11 protein-coding genes are annotated in these 13,107 nt (G+C 72.1%); 6 read left to right on the top strand and 5 right to left on the bottom strand.

Annotation, left to right across the window (positions count from 1 at the left end; translation table 11 throughout):
* Positions 1-2: 2 nt before the first annotated feature.
* Entirely contained in the window at positions 3-647 is a 645-nt protein-coding gene (locus FLL47_RS28255; protein ID WP_222106240.1) for a hypothetical protein, read from the top strand.
* Positions 648-712: 65 nt separating this feature from the next.
* On the opposite strand, the gene FLL47_RS28250 is transcribed toward FLL47_RS28255, so the two are convergent.
* Complete coding sequence (locus tag FLL47_RS28250) at positions 713-901, bottom strand: tautomerase family protein (RefSeq protein ID WP_144124076.1); 189 nt, start codon at positions 899-901, stop codon at positions 713-715.
* Between the two features lie 282 nt (positions 902-1,183).
* Between FLL47_RS28250 and FLL47_RS28245 the strand changes: the two genes are divergently transcribed.
* A complete protein-coding gene (locus FLL47_RS28245; protein ID WP_144124074.1) occupies positions 1,184-1,615 on the top strand; it encodes an STAS domain-containing protein in 432 nt (143 codons plus the stop codon).
* A 26-nt stretch (positions 1,616-1,641) separates the two neighbouring features.
* Here the strand turns inward: FLL47_RS28245 and FLL47_RS28240 are convergent, their stop codons facing one another.
* Together FLL47_RS28240 and FLL47_RS28235 are read right to left on the bottom strand one after the other, a co-directional pair.
* Positions 1,642-2,340 carry a LuxR C-terminal-related transcriptional regulator gene (locus tag FLL47_RS28240; protein ID WP_144124072.1) on the bottom strand — a complete coding sequence of 233 codons (699 nt, stop codon included), beginning with the start codon at positions 2,338-2,340 and terminating at the stop codon, positions 1,642-1,644.
* The gene (locus FLL47_RS28235; protein ID WP_246158754.1) at positions 2,337-3,572 is read right to left on the bottom strand and encodes an ATP-binding protein; all 1,236 of its coding nucleotides are present in this window, start codon (positions 3,570-3,572) and stop codon (positions 2,337-2,339) included. Before FLL47_RS28235 ends, FLL47_RS28240 begins: the two co-directional genes overlap by 4 nt.
* Positions 3,573-3,889: 317 nt before the next feature.
* Between FLL47_RS28235 and FLL47_RS28230 the strand changes: the two genes are divergently transcribed.
* Both FLL47_RS28230 and FLL47_RS28225 read left to right on the top strand, forming a co-directional pair.
* Complete coding sequence (locus tag FLL47_RS28230) at positions 3,890-4,420, top strand: hypothetical protein (protein ID WP_144124070.1); 531 nt, start codon at positions 3,890-3,892, stop codon at positions 4,418-4,420.
* Between the two features lie 84 nt (positions 4,421-4,504).
* Entirely contained in the window at positions 4,505-7,120 is a 2,616-nt protein-coding gene (locus FLL47_RS28225; RefSeq protein ID WP_222106239.1) for a GH25 family lysozyme, read from the top strand.
* A gap of 78 nt (positions 7,121-7,198) precedes the next feature.
* Here the strand turns inward: FLL47_RS28225 and FLL47_RS28220 are convergent, their stop codons facing one another.
* Positions 7,199-7,960, bottom strand: coding sequence for a DUF427 domain-containing protein (locus FLL47_RS28220; RefSeq protein ID WP_144124068.1), 762 nt, complete (start codon positions 7,958-7,960; stop codon positions 7,199-7,201).
* A gap of 224 nt (positions 7,961-8,184) precedes the next feature.
* Here FLL47_RS28220 and FLL47_RS28215 point away from each other — a divergent pair, with 224 nt between their 5' ends.
* Positions 8,185-10,797 (top strand): cellulase family glycosylhydrolase, encoded by a 2,613-nt coding sequence (locus FLL47_RS28215; protein WP_144124066.1) that lies wholly within the window; start codon positions 8,185-8,187, stop codon positions 10,795-10,797.
* A gap of 11 nt (positions 10,798-10,808) precedes the next feature.
* Here the strand turns inward: FLL47_RS28215 and FLL47_RS28210 are convergent, their stop codons facing one another.
* The gene (locus FLL47_RS28210; protein WP_144124064.1) at positions 10,809-11,405 is read right to left on the bottom strand and encodes a GNAT family N-acetyltransferase; all 597 of its coding nucleotides are present in this window, start codon (positions 11,403-11,405) and stop codon (positions 10,809-10,811) included.
* 701 nt (positions 11,406-12,106) lie between these two features.
* On the opposite strand from FLL47_RS28210, the gene FLL47_RS28205 reads away from it, so the two are divergent.
* Positions 12,107-13,107, top strand: a 1,001-nt coding sequence (locus FLL47_RS28205) for an ALF repeat-containing protein (RefSeq protein ID WP_246158752.1), incomplete at its 3' end; no start/stop codon positions are given.

Here is a 13,107-nt window from a genome sequence, read left to right as displayed (position 1 = left end):
CCATGACGCCGCCGACCGTACTGTCCGCCGCCGGCCCGTCGCGGCGACGCCCGCGCGGGCCGAACTGGTACGGGCTCGCCCTGCGGGCCATGGCGTGGATCGCCTACCCGGCCCTGGCCGGGCTCGCGTTCCTACTGCTCAGCCTGGCCGTGGTCAGCTGGCTGCCGGCCTACGCCGCAGCCGGGCACGCGCTGTACCGGTGGCGCACCGGCGAGGACGAGCGCTGCTTCACCGGCACGCTGCGCGCCTTCGGCGGCTACTGGCGGATGCTGTGGCGGCACTCGCTGGCGTCCACGGCGGCCTTCGCGGTGCTCGTCGTCAATGTCGTCTTCCTTGCCGGGCAGCCCTCGCCGATGGCGTTCGCGCTGCTGGCCGCTCAGGTCGGGGTGCTGACCGCGTTCGTGCCGTACCACCTTGCGCTGGCCGCGGCGGCCGCCGTCGACGGCCCGCTCGCCGACCGGCCGCGCCTACGCCGTCGTGCGCTGGTCCTGGCATTCGGATCACCGCGGCGAGGTCTGCTGCTGCTGGCCGTCGCGGTGGCCGCGCCGCTGGTCGCACTGCCGCTCGCGGTCGGTCCGCTGCTTTTCGGTCCGACGCTGCCGCTGCTGGTCGCCCTGCACCTGGCGGCTCCACGCGGCGGCAGCTGACCCGCGGCACGTTCTCGACGCCCTGAGCGGTGCGCCCGACCTGGCGCACCGCTCGCGCCGTGGCGTCATTCGGCGTCGACGGCCAGCACCCCGCCCTTGGCGACGAGCTCGCCGCTGATCTCCACGAACAGGATTCGCACGTCCTGGCGCCGGGCGCCCAGGATCGCCTCGGCCTGCGCGGTGACCGCCTCGACGAACTGCCGCCGCTGGTCGAGACTGCGTCCCGCAAGCAACTCGACGGTGATGTTGGGCATGAGCGACTCCTGGTGATGAGGGTTTGCTGCGGATCAGCGCTTCATCGAGGCGGTTCCACCGTGGATGAGCCCTGAGGCCCGCCGGTCGGCGAATGGCGTTACTGCATCGTTGCACCAGCGTCTAGGTACGGCAAGACCATCGCGACCACCCCTCTACTCTCGACCGATCGAGCAGGAGCGTCGGCTTGTTGCCCAATCGTGATGAAATCGAGGGTTGAGAAGGCGCCGAACGGGGAACCGTGAGCGGATCCCGACCATCACGACGACGTGAGCGAGCGGCCGATGACCGACAAGCTGGAGCTGCGCCTGTACACCTCGGCGGTGGGCGTGTACCTGACCGCCCGCGGGCGACTGGACTCCACCACCGCACACCAGCTGGGAAGGGCGATCGGTGTCGCGCTCGACCGCTATCCCACCGACCGGCTCACCGTGGACGTCGCCGCCCTCGACGCGATCGACGCCGCGGGAATCAGCGTGCTGATGCTCTTCCGGACCAGCGCGCTGCAACGGGGCGTACACCTGACGGTCGCCGATCCGCCGCCGCACATCCGTGCGGTCATCCGGGCGCTACGCGCCGACCAGCTGCTCGCGGCCGCGTTCCGTGACCTTCCCGGCGGTGCCTCACCGCGGCACCGCGGTGACCGGCGCCGCTCCATCGCCGTACCTCGCCACTGCCTGCGTCCGTCGACCGCTGCGCGGCGTCGGTCGCGCTGATCCGCCCCGCGGCCCTGCCGGACCGGTCACCTGCCGCTGTCGGCGCGCCACCAGGACTTCGCGTCGGTCGCCTCCCCGGACCAGAACTCCAGGAGGTCCCCCGGCGCGAGCCCGAGGGCTCGTTCGATCTCGCCGGGGGTGAGGTTGCGCAGGGACTCCGACAGCGACCGGGTCAGATCCAGCCAGTAGCCACGCAACGTGGACTCGCTGACATACAGCTGCTTGGCGACCTGGGCGTAGCTGAGCCCGCGGGCGCGGCCGTGCAGGATCTGGCGCTGGCGCTCGCTGAGCAGCGTGATGCAGTCGCGCCGGACCAGGACCTCGAGGATCCCGACGACCGGCTGGGGCACGACGGTGCCGCCGGCGGCGACCTCGAGGAACAACTGCTCGGCACGGCCGGTCGGCAGGGCCTTGGAGACGACCCCGCTCGCTCCCGCGGCCAGGCACGCGGCCAGGACGAACCGGCGCTCCTCCTGGCTGTAGACGCAGATGCGGTAGCCGCACCCGGTCAGCGCGCGGATCGCGGCGATGCCCTGCCGCACGTCAGGCTGCTGCTCCAGGTTCGCCAGGTGCAGGTCGAGCACGATCAGGTCGACGACCGGTCGCCGGCGGATCAGCTCTTCCACCGTCGAGACCGCCGCGACCACGTCGAGGCCGGGCATGAGCAGGCCGAACGAGTCGCGTATCAGCGACGTGTCCTCGACGACCGCGACGGTGGGCCTCATGCCGCGTCCGCGAGGGCGTCACGGCCCGACCCGACGGCCGCCGTCGCGGGGCGGGACGAGATCGTCACGGTCGTGCCCTCGGCCACGGCGGACTCGATCTGGACGGCGAGGCCCTGCCTCCGCAGTTCGCCGACGACGACTTCGCGCAGCCCGATTCCGCCGGTCCTCGCCGCCGGGTCGAAGCCGACACCGTCGTCGCGTACGGTCAGCGTCCAGCTCCCACCGGCACCCTGGTCGAGGTGCACGACGACGCCGTCCGCGCGGGCGTGCACGCGTACGTTGAGCAGCAGGCTCTCCAGCGCGCGTTCCAGGGCGTCGGCCTGCGCGGCGCGGAGTCTCAGGCCGACGCCGAGATCGAGCAGGGCGTCGACGTTCAGGTCGGCGAACCGGTCGCACACCCGCCCGACCATCGCGGCGAGGGCCACGGAATGGCCGGGCTCGGCGGCCGTCCCGTCCCCGTGCTGCTCGCGACCGCGCAGGTAGGAGCGCATGCGCTGGAGTTCGACCTCGGCGAGGTCGATGAGCCCGGACCGGGCCGCCTCGGTGCTGGGCTCGGTGAGCAGGCGCATCACGGCGACGCCGTTGTGCATCATGACCTGGGCGCGGCGTTCCTCCTCGCGCCGGGCCAGTTCGGCCGCCCGGGCCCGGGAAGTGTCGGCGTCGTGCGCGATGCGGCGCGTGTAGCCGAAGAACATGCGGGTGACCAGCGCGTACACCACGTAGGTGAGGATGTTGCCGACGGCGGTCGAAATCATCGACCCGCCGGCGGAGGCGCCCAGATACACCAGGTAGCTGACGACGACGCCGAGCAGACCGCCCGCCCAGAGGGTGAGGCTGCGGACGCCGCTGGCCGTGATGATGATCGACAGTGCGTAGCCGGGCTGGTAGGCGACCCACGTGCCGAAGCGTTCGCCGGATTCCAGTACCAGCGGCGCGAGCGCCAGCAGCAGGCAGGCCAGTGCGAAGTCCGCCGCGGAGGCCGCAGCGCCGAGCGGACGGCGGCGCACGAGCGTCACCACGCTCACGGTCACGGTGGCGACGGCCGCGGCGATCCAGCACACGAGGTAGGCGGCGCCGTGCGGCGAGGTCGCCACGCCGGTGTGCACGGCGGGGATCATCTGCGCGAGGGTGCCGAGGCGGACGCCCGCGATGAAGTACGAGAACGCCCGCTCGACGCCGGCCCTGGTCGTCGGCAGTTCCGCGACACGCCACCGCACACTCCGGCTGCTCATACCGCTCCTCCCCGTGGGCGGCGGCCGGGGCCGCCGCAAAGTCTGCGGATTCGTTGGGTCACAGCGGCCCCCCGAAACGCAACGATCAAGGTACTTCAGCTGCGCACCGGAAGGTAGATCGCTGCCTGGCCGATTTCGGGACCCCGTCGGCCGATCGGACGGCGTGCGTCGCCGATTGGTCCCCTTCGTGGTTTGGTCTGCGATTTCAACGTGTTCGGGTTGCCTGTCATGGATTCCGCGATTTCGTTGGGTTGTCGTCCGCCCGGCCGTCGGATGTGATCACTAAGTCGCGTTCGTGGCGAGTTCAAGGAGGACAGATGCCAGAATCGATCGATGGCGGCGTGCGGGAAGTGCCCCGCCGTGCCGTCCTCAAAGGGGCCGGGGCGCTGCTGCCCGGACTGATGCTGCCGGTGGTGGCCGGTGGGGCAGCGGCCGCCGCCGCGAGCCCGCCACCGTCCGGAGGGGCTACGCAGGGCGTGTTCTCCGCGGGCGGCTACACGTGGCCGGTCGCCGGATCGCCGGGACGGACCGCGCGAGGCGTGTCCGGCGTGGCGTTCACGCTCACGGCAGGCCACCTGCCGCTGGCCGGGCGCCGGGTGCGGTTCTCGATCAGCGAGTTCCACGCGGTCGGCCGCAGCGTGTGGTTTGAGGCGGCGCCGGGCCGCAAGCCGGTGCGCCGGCTCGGATACGTGGACCTCGACACCGACGCCGCGGGGGTCGTGCAGCTTGACCCGTGGCTGCGGCTCGGCGCCGTGCCGACCTCCGCGCTCGGGGCACGGCCGGTGCTGCGCGCACAACTGGTCGGCTCGGAGACGATCCTCGCCTCGGCCCGACTTTCGGTCGTCTGACCAGCGTCACTACATCCGTTTCCGAACTTCCCGCAGCGGTGGACCGGCGGACGGCCGCGCCGCGCCAGATACAAGGAGCACGAGTTGACGAGAACCGTCGCGGGGGCCGAGCAGTGGGCCCGCGCCAACGTCACGACCGCCGGTGGTGGCGGCTTCTACAACGGCTACAACTGGAACGGCATGTGCCAGGCCCTGATGTTCCGGGCCTGCGGGCTCAGCGACTCGGCGGACACCGCATACCAGGCGTACGCCGCCTCCGGAGCCGACAACACGGACTACTCGGCCGCGCCCCGCGGCGCGTTCCACTGGTGGGCCGACCACGGCGACCCGGATCCCGGCCACGTCGCCCTCGACCTTGACGGCGGCGGCACCCGCTGCCTGATGGCCTCGTCGAAGCTGTCCGGCGGCGAGGACTTCGCGCCCGGCGGATACTGCATCGGCACCCAGTCTGTGGCCCGCTACAACGCGCTGTCCGGCCTGATCTACCTCGGCTGGACCATGGACAACGTCGGCTCCCGGATGGCCGACGCGGGCACCCCCGGGCCGGGCAACAACCCGTCCCCGTCGGGATACACGCTCACCGCCGACGACCAGCGGGTGCTGCAGACCCTCGCCCAGCGCGGCGGCTACACCGGCCCGGTCGACGGCGTCATGGGCGTCAACAGCTGGAAGGGCGTGCAGACCGCGGTCCAAGGTTACGGCTACACCGGCCCCGTCGACGGCATGCCCGGCACCAACACCTACCGCGCGATCCAGTCCCTGGCCCAGGACGGCGGCTACACCGGGCCGGTGGACGGCATCCTCGGCCCGAACACCATCCGCGGCGTGACCGGCTGGCTGCAATCGCACCCGCCGTCGACCACCCCCGCGCCCGGCCCGGCGCCGACCCCGCCGGCCGGCAGCCTCGTGTACGGCATCGACGTCGGCACCAGCCAGGCGAACCTGGACTTCCTGGCCGCGCGTAGCGCCGGGTTCCGGTTCTGCGTCGTCAAGGCCGGCGGCTCCAACGACGGCACCCACCAGCCCTACACCTCGCCGTACTACGTCCGGGAGGTCGACGCGGCCCGGGCCGCCGGCTTCCTGGTCGGCCACTACTGGATGAGCGGCTGGGGTACGGCGGCCGGCGACGCCGCCTACTTCCTGGCCAACCTGCACGACTACCGTGCCGGCGACCCGCTGATGATCGACGTCGAGGGCATCGACGGCAGTCCCGTGTGGACCGACGCGCAGACCGCGGCCTTCATCAACGCGGTCAAGGCCGCGCTGGGCGCCACCCCGTTCCTGTACACCTACTCGGCGCTGCTCACCTCGCGCACCTGGGCGCAGACCCAGGCGACCGGCGCGAAGCTGTGGATCGCCGACTACGACATGGCCCCGGGCAGCCCCCGCATCGGCTCGGCCTACCCCACCTGGGCCATCCACCAGTTCAGCAGTTCAGGGTCGGTCAAGGGCGTCACCATCGACATGAACGTGGCCAAGCCGGACGCGTTCGGCACCGCGGTCCTGCCGCCCCCGGGCCCGAACCCGATCCCCGACCCCGGGCCCGACATCTCGCTGTCCGACGGCCTCACCCTGCAACGCGTCGCACAGCTCGGCGGCTACGTCGGCCCGCTCGACGGCGTGCTCGGCCCCAACAGCTGGAAGGGCGTGCAAACCCTGATCAAGGAACTCGGGCTGTACAGCGGCCCGGTCGACGGGGTCCCTGGCACCAACACCTACCAGGGGATCCAGCGGCTGGCCCAGCGCGGCGGCTACACCGGCCCCATCGACGGCGTACCCGGCCCCAACACCTACGCCGGGCTGCGCGGCTACCTCGCCCAGGCCGGCGGCAGCGTGACGATCTCGACGGCGGACGCGACGACCCTGCAGCAACTCGCCCAGCGCGGCGGCTACACCGGCGCCATCGACGGGGTGATGGGCGCCAACAGCTGGCGCGGCGTGCAGACCGTCCTCGCCCAGGGCTACTACACCGGTCCCGTCGACGGCGTCCCGGGACCGAACACGTACACCGGGCTGCAGCGCCTGGCCGCCGACTACGGCTACACCGGCCCCGTCGACGGCGTACCCGGCCCGAACACCTACGCCGCCGTCCGGACCTACCTGACCGTGACCGCCGGCGGCCCGGGCGCGATCTCGATCGCCGACGGCACGGTACTGCAGAAGATCGGCAAGGCGGGCGGCTACACCGGCGTGATCGACGGCGTCCCCGGCGGCAACACCTGGAAGGGCGTCCAGACGGTGCTGCGCGGATACGGCTACACCGGGCCGCTGGACGGAGCGCCGGGCGCCAACACCTACCGGGCGCTGCAGACCGTCGCCACCGCCGGGGGCTACACCGGTCCGATCGACGGCGTGATGGGCGTCAACAGCTGGAAGGGCGTGCAGACCGTGCTGCGGCGGTTCGGCTACACCGGACCGATCGACGGTCTCCCGGGCGCCAACACGTACGCCGCCATGCAGCGTCTGGCCAAACTCGGCGGCTACACCGGGCCGGCCGACGGGGTGCTCGGGTCGTACAGCTGGCGTGGCCTGCAGGCCTGCTTCCGAGGCTGGGGCTACGCGGGCCTGATCGACGGGGTGCCGGGACCGGGAACCCACACCGCATTGCAGCGGCTCGCCCAGACCGGCGGCTACACCGGCCCCGTCGACGGCGTACCCGGCCCGAACACCTACCGGGCGCTGGCGAACCTGGTCGTCTGACCCGGAACGCGTCGTCTCCCGGGCCGCGCACCTGTGCGGCCCGGGGGACACCGGGCACGCCGACGGTGCCGACAGCCGTCAGCTGAACTTGGTCCTGGGTCGTTTCTGCCGCACACCGTCCACATAGAGGTCGACCTTCTCGTTGTAGAAGGCGACGAGCCCTTCGACCTTCCGGCTCTCGTGCAGCGGCGTGCGGTACGACCACACGAGGTCATCGTGCACCGTGTCGCCGGCCCGCACCGACCAGTATTCAGCCTGGCCCTTGTACGGGCAGTGGGTGACCGTGCCGGTGGGCTCCAGCAGGTCGAGCCGGACGTCGGTCTTCGGCAGGTAGAAGCGCGGCGGAAGGCCGGTCTCGAACAGCACGGTCGGCCGGTGCGACTCGGCCACGGTCACCCCGTCGACCTCGACGCGTACGTGGCGCGAGCTGGCGAGGATGTCCACCCGGGTGTGCGGATCGCGTGGGTGCGTGTAGACCTCCTCGTCCTCCTCGAACCAGGCGTCCATGGCCGCCCAGTCGAACCGCACGAGATCACGAAGCTCTTCCACAGGAGACTGCTGGTAGCGCAGTGCCGCGTCCACGGCCGTACGGTCACCGACCCGTACGGTGTACAACTCGCCCTCGCCCAGACCCGGCGACGAAACCGTGCGGCCCGCGGCTTCGAGCAGCGCGCTGCGCACATCCTCGAGCGGGATGTAGTAGGCCGGGTAGTACGGCACCTCCCAGACGAGCACAGGTCTGCTCGTGTCGGCCACGACCTGGCCGTTGAAGTACGTGCGCACGCGCTTGGCGCCGTGCTCGATCCGAATCCGGGTACCCGTGCCGGTGGAAACGCTCATACAAGGATCAACGAGGTGATCCGGGACCACATTCCGCGGCCGGGACCGACCGCCGACCCGGTGCCCGCGGAAGCGTCCGTGGCCGTTGCGGCTTTCGGCGAACCTCGGCCGTTCAGCGGCGGACACGGACGTGACGGTGCCGCGCGATCGGCCTAACCGGGGGCAGGCCCGACGCTCGGCGGGGACTACGCTTCGCGATCACTATGAGCGTACTGACGTCACCGATGCCCACGACCCGGCACTCGCGGCTGCGGAGCCCCGCCGTCCGCGCTGCGGCCGGGACGGTCGTGGCGCTGGTTCTCATCGTCGCCGCAGGCGCCGCCTGGGACCCCTCCGGCCTGCTGGCGCCCGTGAGCGGACGCGGTCTGCCGCTGATGGGCGCCGGTGGTGTCTACCGCTGGGCTCCGCTGCTGGTCGGGCTGCCGACCATGCTGCTCGCCGCAGCCGTGCCGATCCTCGTGATCGGCGACGGCCGGGTGAAGCGGACAGGATGGCGGGTCTTCCTCGTCACCTGGGCCGCAGTGGTCGCCGCCGCCGCGCTGGCGACCGCCGCGACCGGGCTCGTGAGCGCCACCCCGCTGATCGGGCCGCACCTGTCTGCCGGCTCGGCACTCCGGTTCGCCTTCGCCACCGGCGGATTCGCTGCGATGAAGTTCCTGCTGGTCGGCCCGCTGGTCGCCGCCGCGGCGGCGCTCGCTCACCGGCTCGGCCCCTCGGATGCGGGCACAGCCGTACCCGACAAGGTATTCCCCGATCCCCGGCCGGACGCCGTCGACCCCGACACCGAGCGGCCCGCGTCCGCCGTCGGTGTCTGCGTGGCGCTCATGTTCGTGGTGGTGGCATTGGCGGCGCTCGCGTTCGGCGCGTCGTGGTGGCGGGGCGGGCCGGTCGGCTACGCGTTCGCCGGTCTACTGCCGGCGCCCAGCGCCGCCGCCGGTCCGGTCGGCTACGTGTGCGGAGTGGCTGTGTTCCTCGGTGTCTTCGGCGCGACGGTCGGTGCGTTGCAGCAGCGGCTCGTGCGCCACACGCCGCCGGCCGTGGCCGCGACCGTCTGGCTGGCCTCCACCGTCGCCGGTCTCGGCATCGGCGTGGCCTGTGCCGTAGCCGCCGCGCTGCCGTCGGCCGGGCTGCGTGACGCCGGTCCGGACAGTTGGTGGATCGGCACGACCTTGCTCAGCGTCGGGAGTGGCCTCGGCTACGGCACCGCGGTCGGCCTGATCGGTGCGATCGGTGCGGGTGTGGCGTGGCGGTGGCGACCGGCACGAATCGCGGTCCGGCTCCGCGGGCCGCGCCGGTGGGCCGTGGGCGCACCGGTGGTCGTGCTGCTGGTGGCCCTGCCCCTGCTGATCGGGTCCGCTGCCGTGCCCGGGCCGCAACCGGTCGCGCCGGTGCCGGCGTCCGCGGGCCTGCAGCGCCTGCACCTGCTTCCCGCCGCGGACGACGGCGGCCTGCCCACGATCGGTGACGTCACGGGCCGTCAGGTGATCCTGCGGGGCGTCAACGTGAACCAGCTGATCGACTACCACCTGCGCGATCCTGCGGTCCCGGCCACCGAGCCGCTGACCGACGCCGACTTCGCGCAGATCGCCGCCATGGGCTTCAACGTGGTACGGCTGGGGATGTCCTGGTCTCGGCTGGAGCCGCGGCGTGGGGAGTTCAATCAGGCCTATCTTCAGCAGATCAGCACGGCCGTGGCGTCGGCCAAGGCGCACGGTGTCTACGTCGTGCTGGACATGCACCAGGACGCCTGGGGCAATGCCCTGGCCCGGCCGGGGGAGCAGTGCGGCGGCGGCACCAGCCCCACCACCGGCTGGGACGGCGCGCCCGCCTGGGCGACCATCACCGACGGGACGCTGCACTGCCAGTTCCTGGCCCGCGACCTCGCCCCGGCGGTCGCGACGGCGTTCGGCAACTTCTACACCGACCGCGACGGGATCCAGAGCGAGCTCGTGCGCACCTGGGCGTACGTTGCGCGGGCGTTCGCCGACGAGCCGGCCGTCGCCGGATACGACCTGCTCAACGAGCCCGGCATCGGAGCGAACCCGCCGATCAGCTCCGGACTGCTGCTGGGCCGGTACTACGACGCCGCCATCACCGCGATCCGTGACGCGGAACGGGCCGGGCAGGGCTTCCCGCACCTGGTCTTCTTCGAACCGAGCGTGCTCTGGTCAGGACTGGCCTTCGACGTGACGCCGCCGCCGGGCTTCACCAGCGACCGGCAGCTGGTGTTCGCGCCCCACCCGTACAGCGAGTCGATCTCGATGGATCAGAGCTTCGGGCTGACGGTCGCCTCGATCGAGCGGAACCTGGCGGTGTCGGCGCGAGCAGCAGCGTCCTACGGCGCGGCGTACTGGCCCGGCGAATGGGGCTGGTTCGGCGACCCGGCGGTGGACGGGGCGAAGGTGGCGCGCTTCGGCGCGGCCCAGGACCAGCTCGGCATCGGCGGCGCTTTCTGGGTGTGGAAGCAGGGCTGCGGATCGCCGGAAACCGGCGCCGACGCCAAGACCTCGGGCAACCTCGCCAGGATCGACTGCGTCACCGGTGCCGCGATCCCACCGCCCGCAGGCTTCGCGCAGCCCTTGACCAGGGCGTACCCACGAGCGTTCCCCGGCCGCCTCGACCGGCTCGTGGCGAACCCGGGCGACGGAGGCCTGACGTTCGGAGCGACCGTCGACACCGCCGAGGTGAACTGCGAACTCGACATCTGGGTGCCTGGTGAAGAGCCGCTCCGACTCGTCACCCAGGGGGTCGACGACGCTGCGTCGGCGAAGGTCCCCGGCGGCTGGCAGATCACCGGATGCGCTCGCGGCACGTACACGGTCACCGTCACCCGATGACCGCCGCCTGATCAGGCGGGCAGCTCGTCGCCTCGGATGCGGGCGTGCAGGTGCATGTCGTGCCGGCCGTCGGAGTGGATGGCGTCGCTGCGCTTGGTGCCCTCCAGGGGGAACCCGGCCTTGACGGCGACCCGGCAGGAGGCGTGGTTGCGGGTCGAGTGATCGAGATGCAGCCGGTGGAAACCTGCCTCGCCCAGGGCCCACGTGCTCAGCGCCGCTAGTGCACGGGAGGCGACACCTGCTCCGCGGGCGGCCGGGAGCACCCAGTATGCGCACCCCGCGACACCGTCGTCGAGATTCAAAGACCCCATGGCCATGCGTCCGAGCACCTCGCCGCCGCCGCGGGTCACCGCCCAGCTCGCGCCGGTCTCCTGCGCCCAGGCCTGGCGATACTGCTCGAACCACTCGTGAACCTGCTCCTCGGACGCGGGTTGGCGAGTGTGCCAGTGCTGGATCTCCGGGTCCAGGTAGGCGGCGAGAAAGGCCGGTGCGTCGGCAGCTTCCCAGGGTCGCAGGACCAGCTCACCGGCGGCGGAAAGCACTGGCTGCCGGCTGGCGGAGAGGGTTCCGGTGGGGATGGCGGGCGGTGTCGAAAGCGTCGTCCTCACGCCGCATCCTCTCCCCACGGTGATCACCTTTGTCAAGTCCACCAGCCGCGCGTGCGCCGGGTCGTGGCGGGCCGGACTGCCGCCACGCCGATCAGTCACCCACGGTAGCGGCGACACGCCGCAAAGATCGGACTGTCCGGTTTGGGGCCACCGAGGGTGAGCACTCTTGCCAGGGGCACAGTCCTATCTCTAGGGTGCGACTGCCGTAACTACGATCCCACGGGGGGACATAGTGGGTGCTGAGCCATCTGCTGCCATGGACCATTCCGTCCGAAGAGGACGAACACGGCTACGTGTCGTGACGCCACCGACGGTGACCAGCACATGATGTCATCACAGTCCCGGTAGTCGGGCCGATCAGGCCCGCGGCGAATTCCGCCGCTGTTCCAGCGGCCGCACGCTGAGACCCGCGATCTGTCCGACCACCGCTGTCCGCGGACACCGACGTCTGCGGCAATCGGTCGGCCCGCGGATCCGCAACGGGCTGTGCACGACCAGAGCCAGCGGCATCCTTCCGATGCCCTGGCCTTGTCTCGGCCGCCGCACAGCGTGCCGACAACGCACGCGGCCCCGACCGCCGCATGCGATTCACCCATCACGCCGGTTCGGCCGACGTCATGTGCATCCGGGCTCACCGGATCCGGGCGTGCGGCTGCCAGCCGGTGTCCGTTCGAGTTCCCACGGGGGATCGGAGAAACACGTTGAGTCAGGCATCCGAGGTGGTCGTCACCTCGTCGCATCGACGACGCCGGAGCAGGCCGCGCGGGGTGCTCGCCGCGCTCACCTCGCTGGTCATGGCGTCGGGGTTCCTGCACGCCGTGCCTGCGAAGGCGGTCGAGGAACCGGAGTACGCCGACCGGACGTTCGTGGTGTCGGCGTGGCGCAGCGGCGGCGGGCAGGTCCGGGCCGCTGCCGCGACCGCGCTGCTCGGCGGGGACGCGCAGGTGCTCGCGTTCCTGAACGGCGGCTGGCAGCAAGCGCAGCGGGCTGACGCCCGCGACACGGTGGCCGGCGTGATCGGCGATGGCGGCCCGTCGGTGCGTACCGCCGCGCAGCAGGCCCTGGCCGCGGCCGACGCCGGGGACTCCGGCGCTGTCGAGGCGTTCCTGACCACGGGGTGGCAGGGGCCGACGGACATCGACACGCGGGTGTCGGTCAACCAGCTCAAAGCCTCCGGCGGACCGCAGGTGCAGCAGGCGGCGCAGCAGGCGCTGGACTCCGAGGATCCCGCCGTGATGCGGGTGTTCCTGGAGACGGGCTGGCAGGTCCAGTGGCAGACCGACCAGCGGCTGCGGGTCAACCAGGCGATGGCCATGGGCGGCCCGCAGGTGCGGGCGGCGGGGCAGAAGGCCCTGGACACGGGCACGCCGGAGGCGATGGAGGCGTTCCTGGCCTACGGCTGGGCCGTCGCGTCGGCCCGCGACGACGAGGTCGCCACGATCGCGGACATCCTCGCCCAGGCGCAGGCCGCCGGAGACCTCGCGGCGCAGGAGACGCAGCAGGCCAAGCAGGAGGGCGAGCGGGCCAAGGCAGCGGCCGAGGCGGCGCGCCGTGCGGCGCAGGAGGCGGCCGCCGCCACCGAGGCTGCGCGGGACGACACCGCGCTGGCCGCGGCGCACGCCAAGCGCGCGGCGGTCGCCGCCGAGATGGCCTCCCAGGCGGCGCGGGTCTCGGTGCAGGCCGCAGCGGCGGCCAGCCGGGC

Source organism: Catellatospora sichuanensis (genome assembly GCF_007483665.1).
Lineage (GTDB): Bacteria > Actinomycetota > Actinomycetes > Mycobacteriales > Micromonosporaceae > Catellatospora > Catellatospora sichuanensis.
This window is presented reverse-complemented; position numbering and strand designations above follow the sequence as displayed.

Bases quoted from the DNA above. Each gene is read 5' to 3' on its own strand.
- FLL47_RS28255 (WP_222106240.1), top strand. From the start codon at position 3: ATGACGCCGCCGACCGTACTGTCCGCCGCCGGCCCGTCGCGGCGACGC.
- FLL47_RS28250 (WP_144124076.1), bottom strand. From the start codon at position 901: ATGCCCAACATCACCGTCGAGTTGCTTGCGGGACGCAGTCTCGACCAG.
- FLL47_RS28245 (WP_144124074.1), top strand. From the start codon at position 1,184: ATGACCGACAAGCTGGAGCTGCGCCTGTACACCTCGGCGGTGGGCGTG.
- FLL47_RS28240 (WP_144124072.1), bottom strand. From the start codon at position 2,340: ATGAGGCCCACCGTCGCGGTCGTCGAGGACACGTCGCTGATACGCGAC.
- FLL47_RS28235 (WP_246158754.1), bottom strand. From the start codon at position 3,572: ATGAGCAGCCGGAGTGTGCGGTGGCGTGTCGCGGAACTGCCGACGACC.
- FLL47_RS28230 (WP_144124070.1), top strand. From the start codon at position 3,890: ATGCCAGAATCGATCGATGGCGGCGTGCGGGAAGTGCCCCGCCGTGCC.
- FLL47_RS28220 (WP_144124068.1), bottom strand. From the start codon at position 7,960: ATGAGCGTTTCCACCGGCACGGGTACCCGGATTCGGATCGAGCACGGC.
- FLL47_RS28215 (WP_144124066.1), top strand. From the start codon at position 8,185: ATGCCCACGACCCGGCACTCGCGGCTGCGGAGCCCCGCCGTCCGCGCT.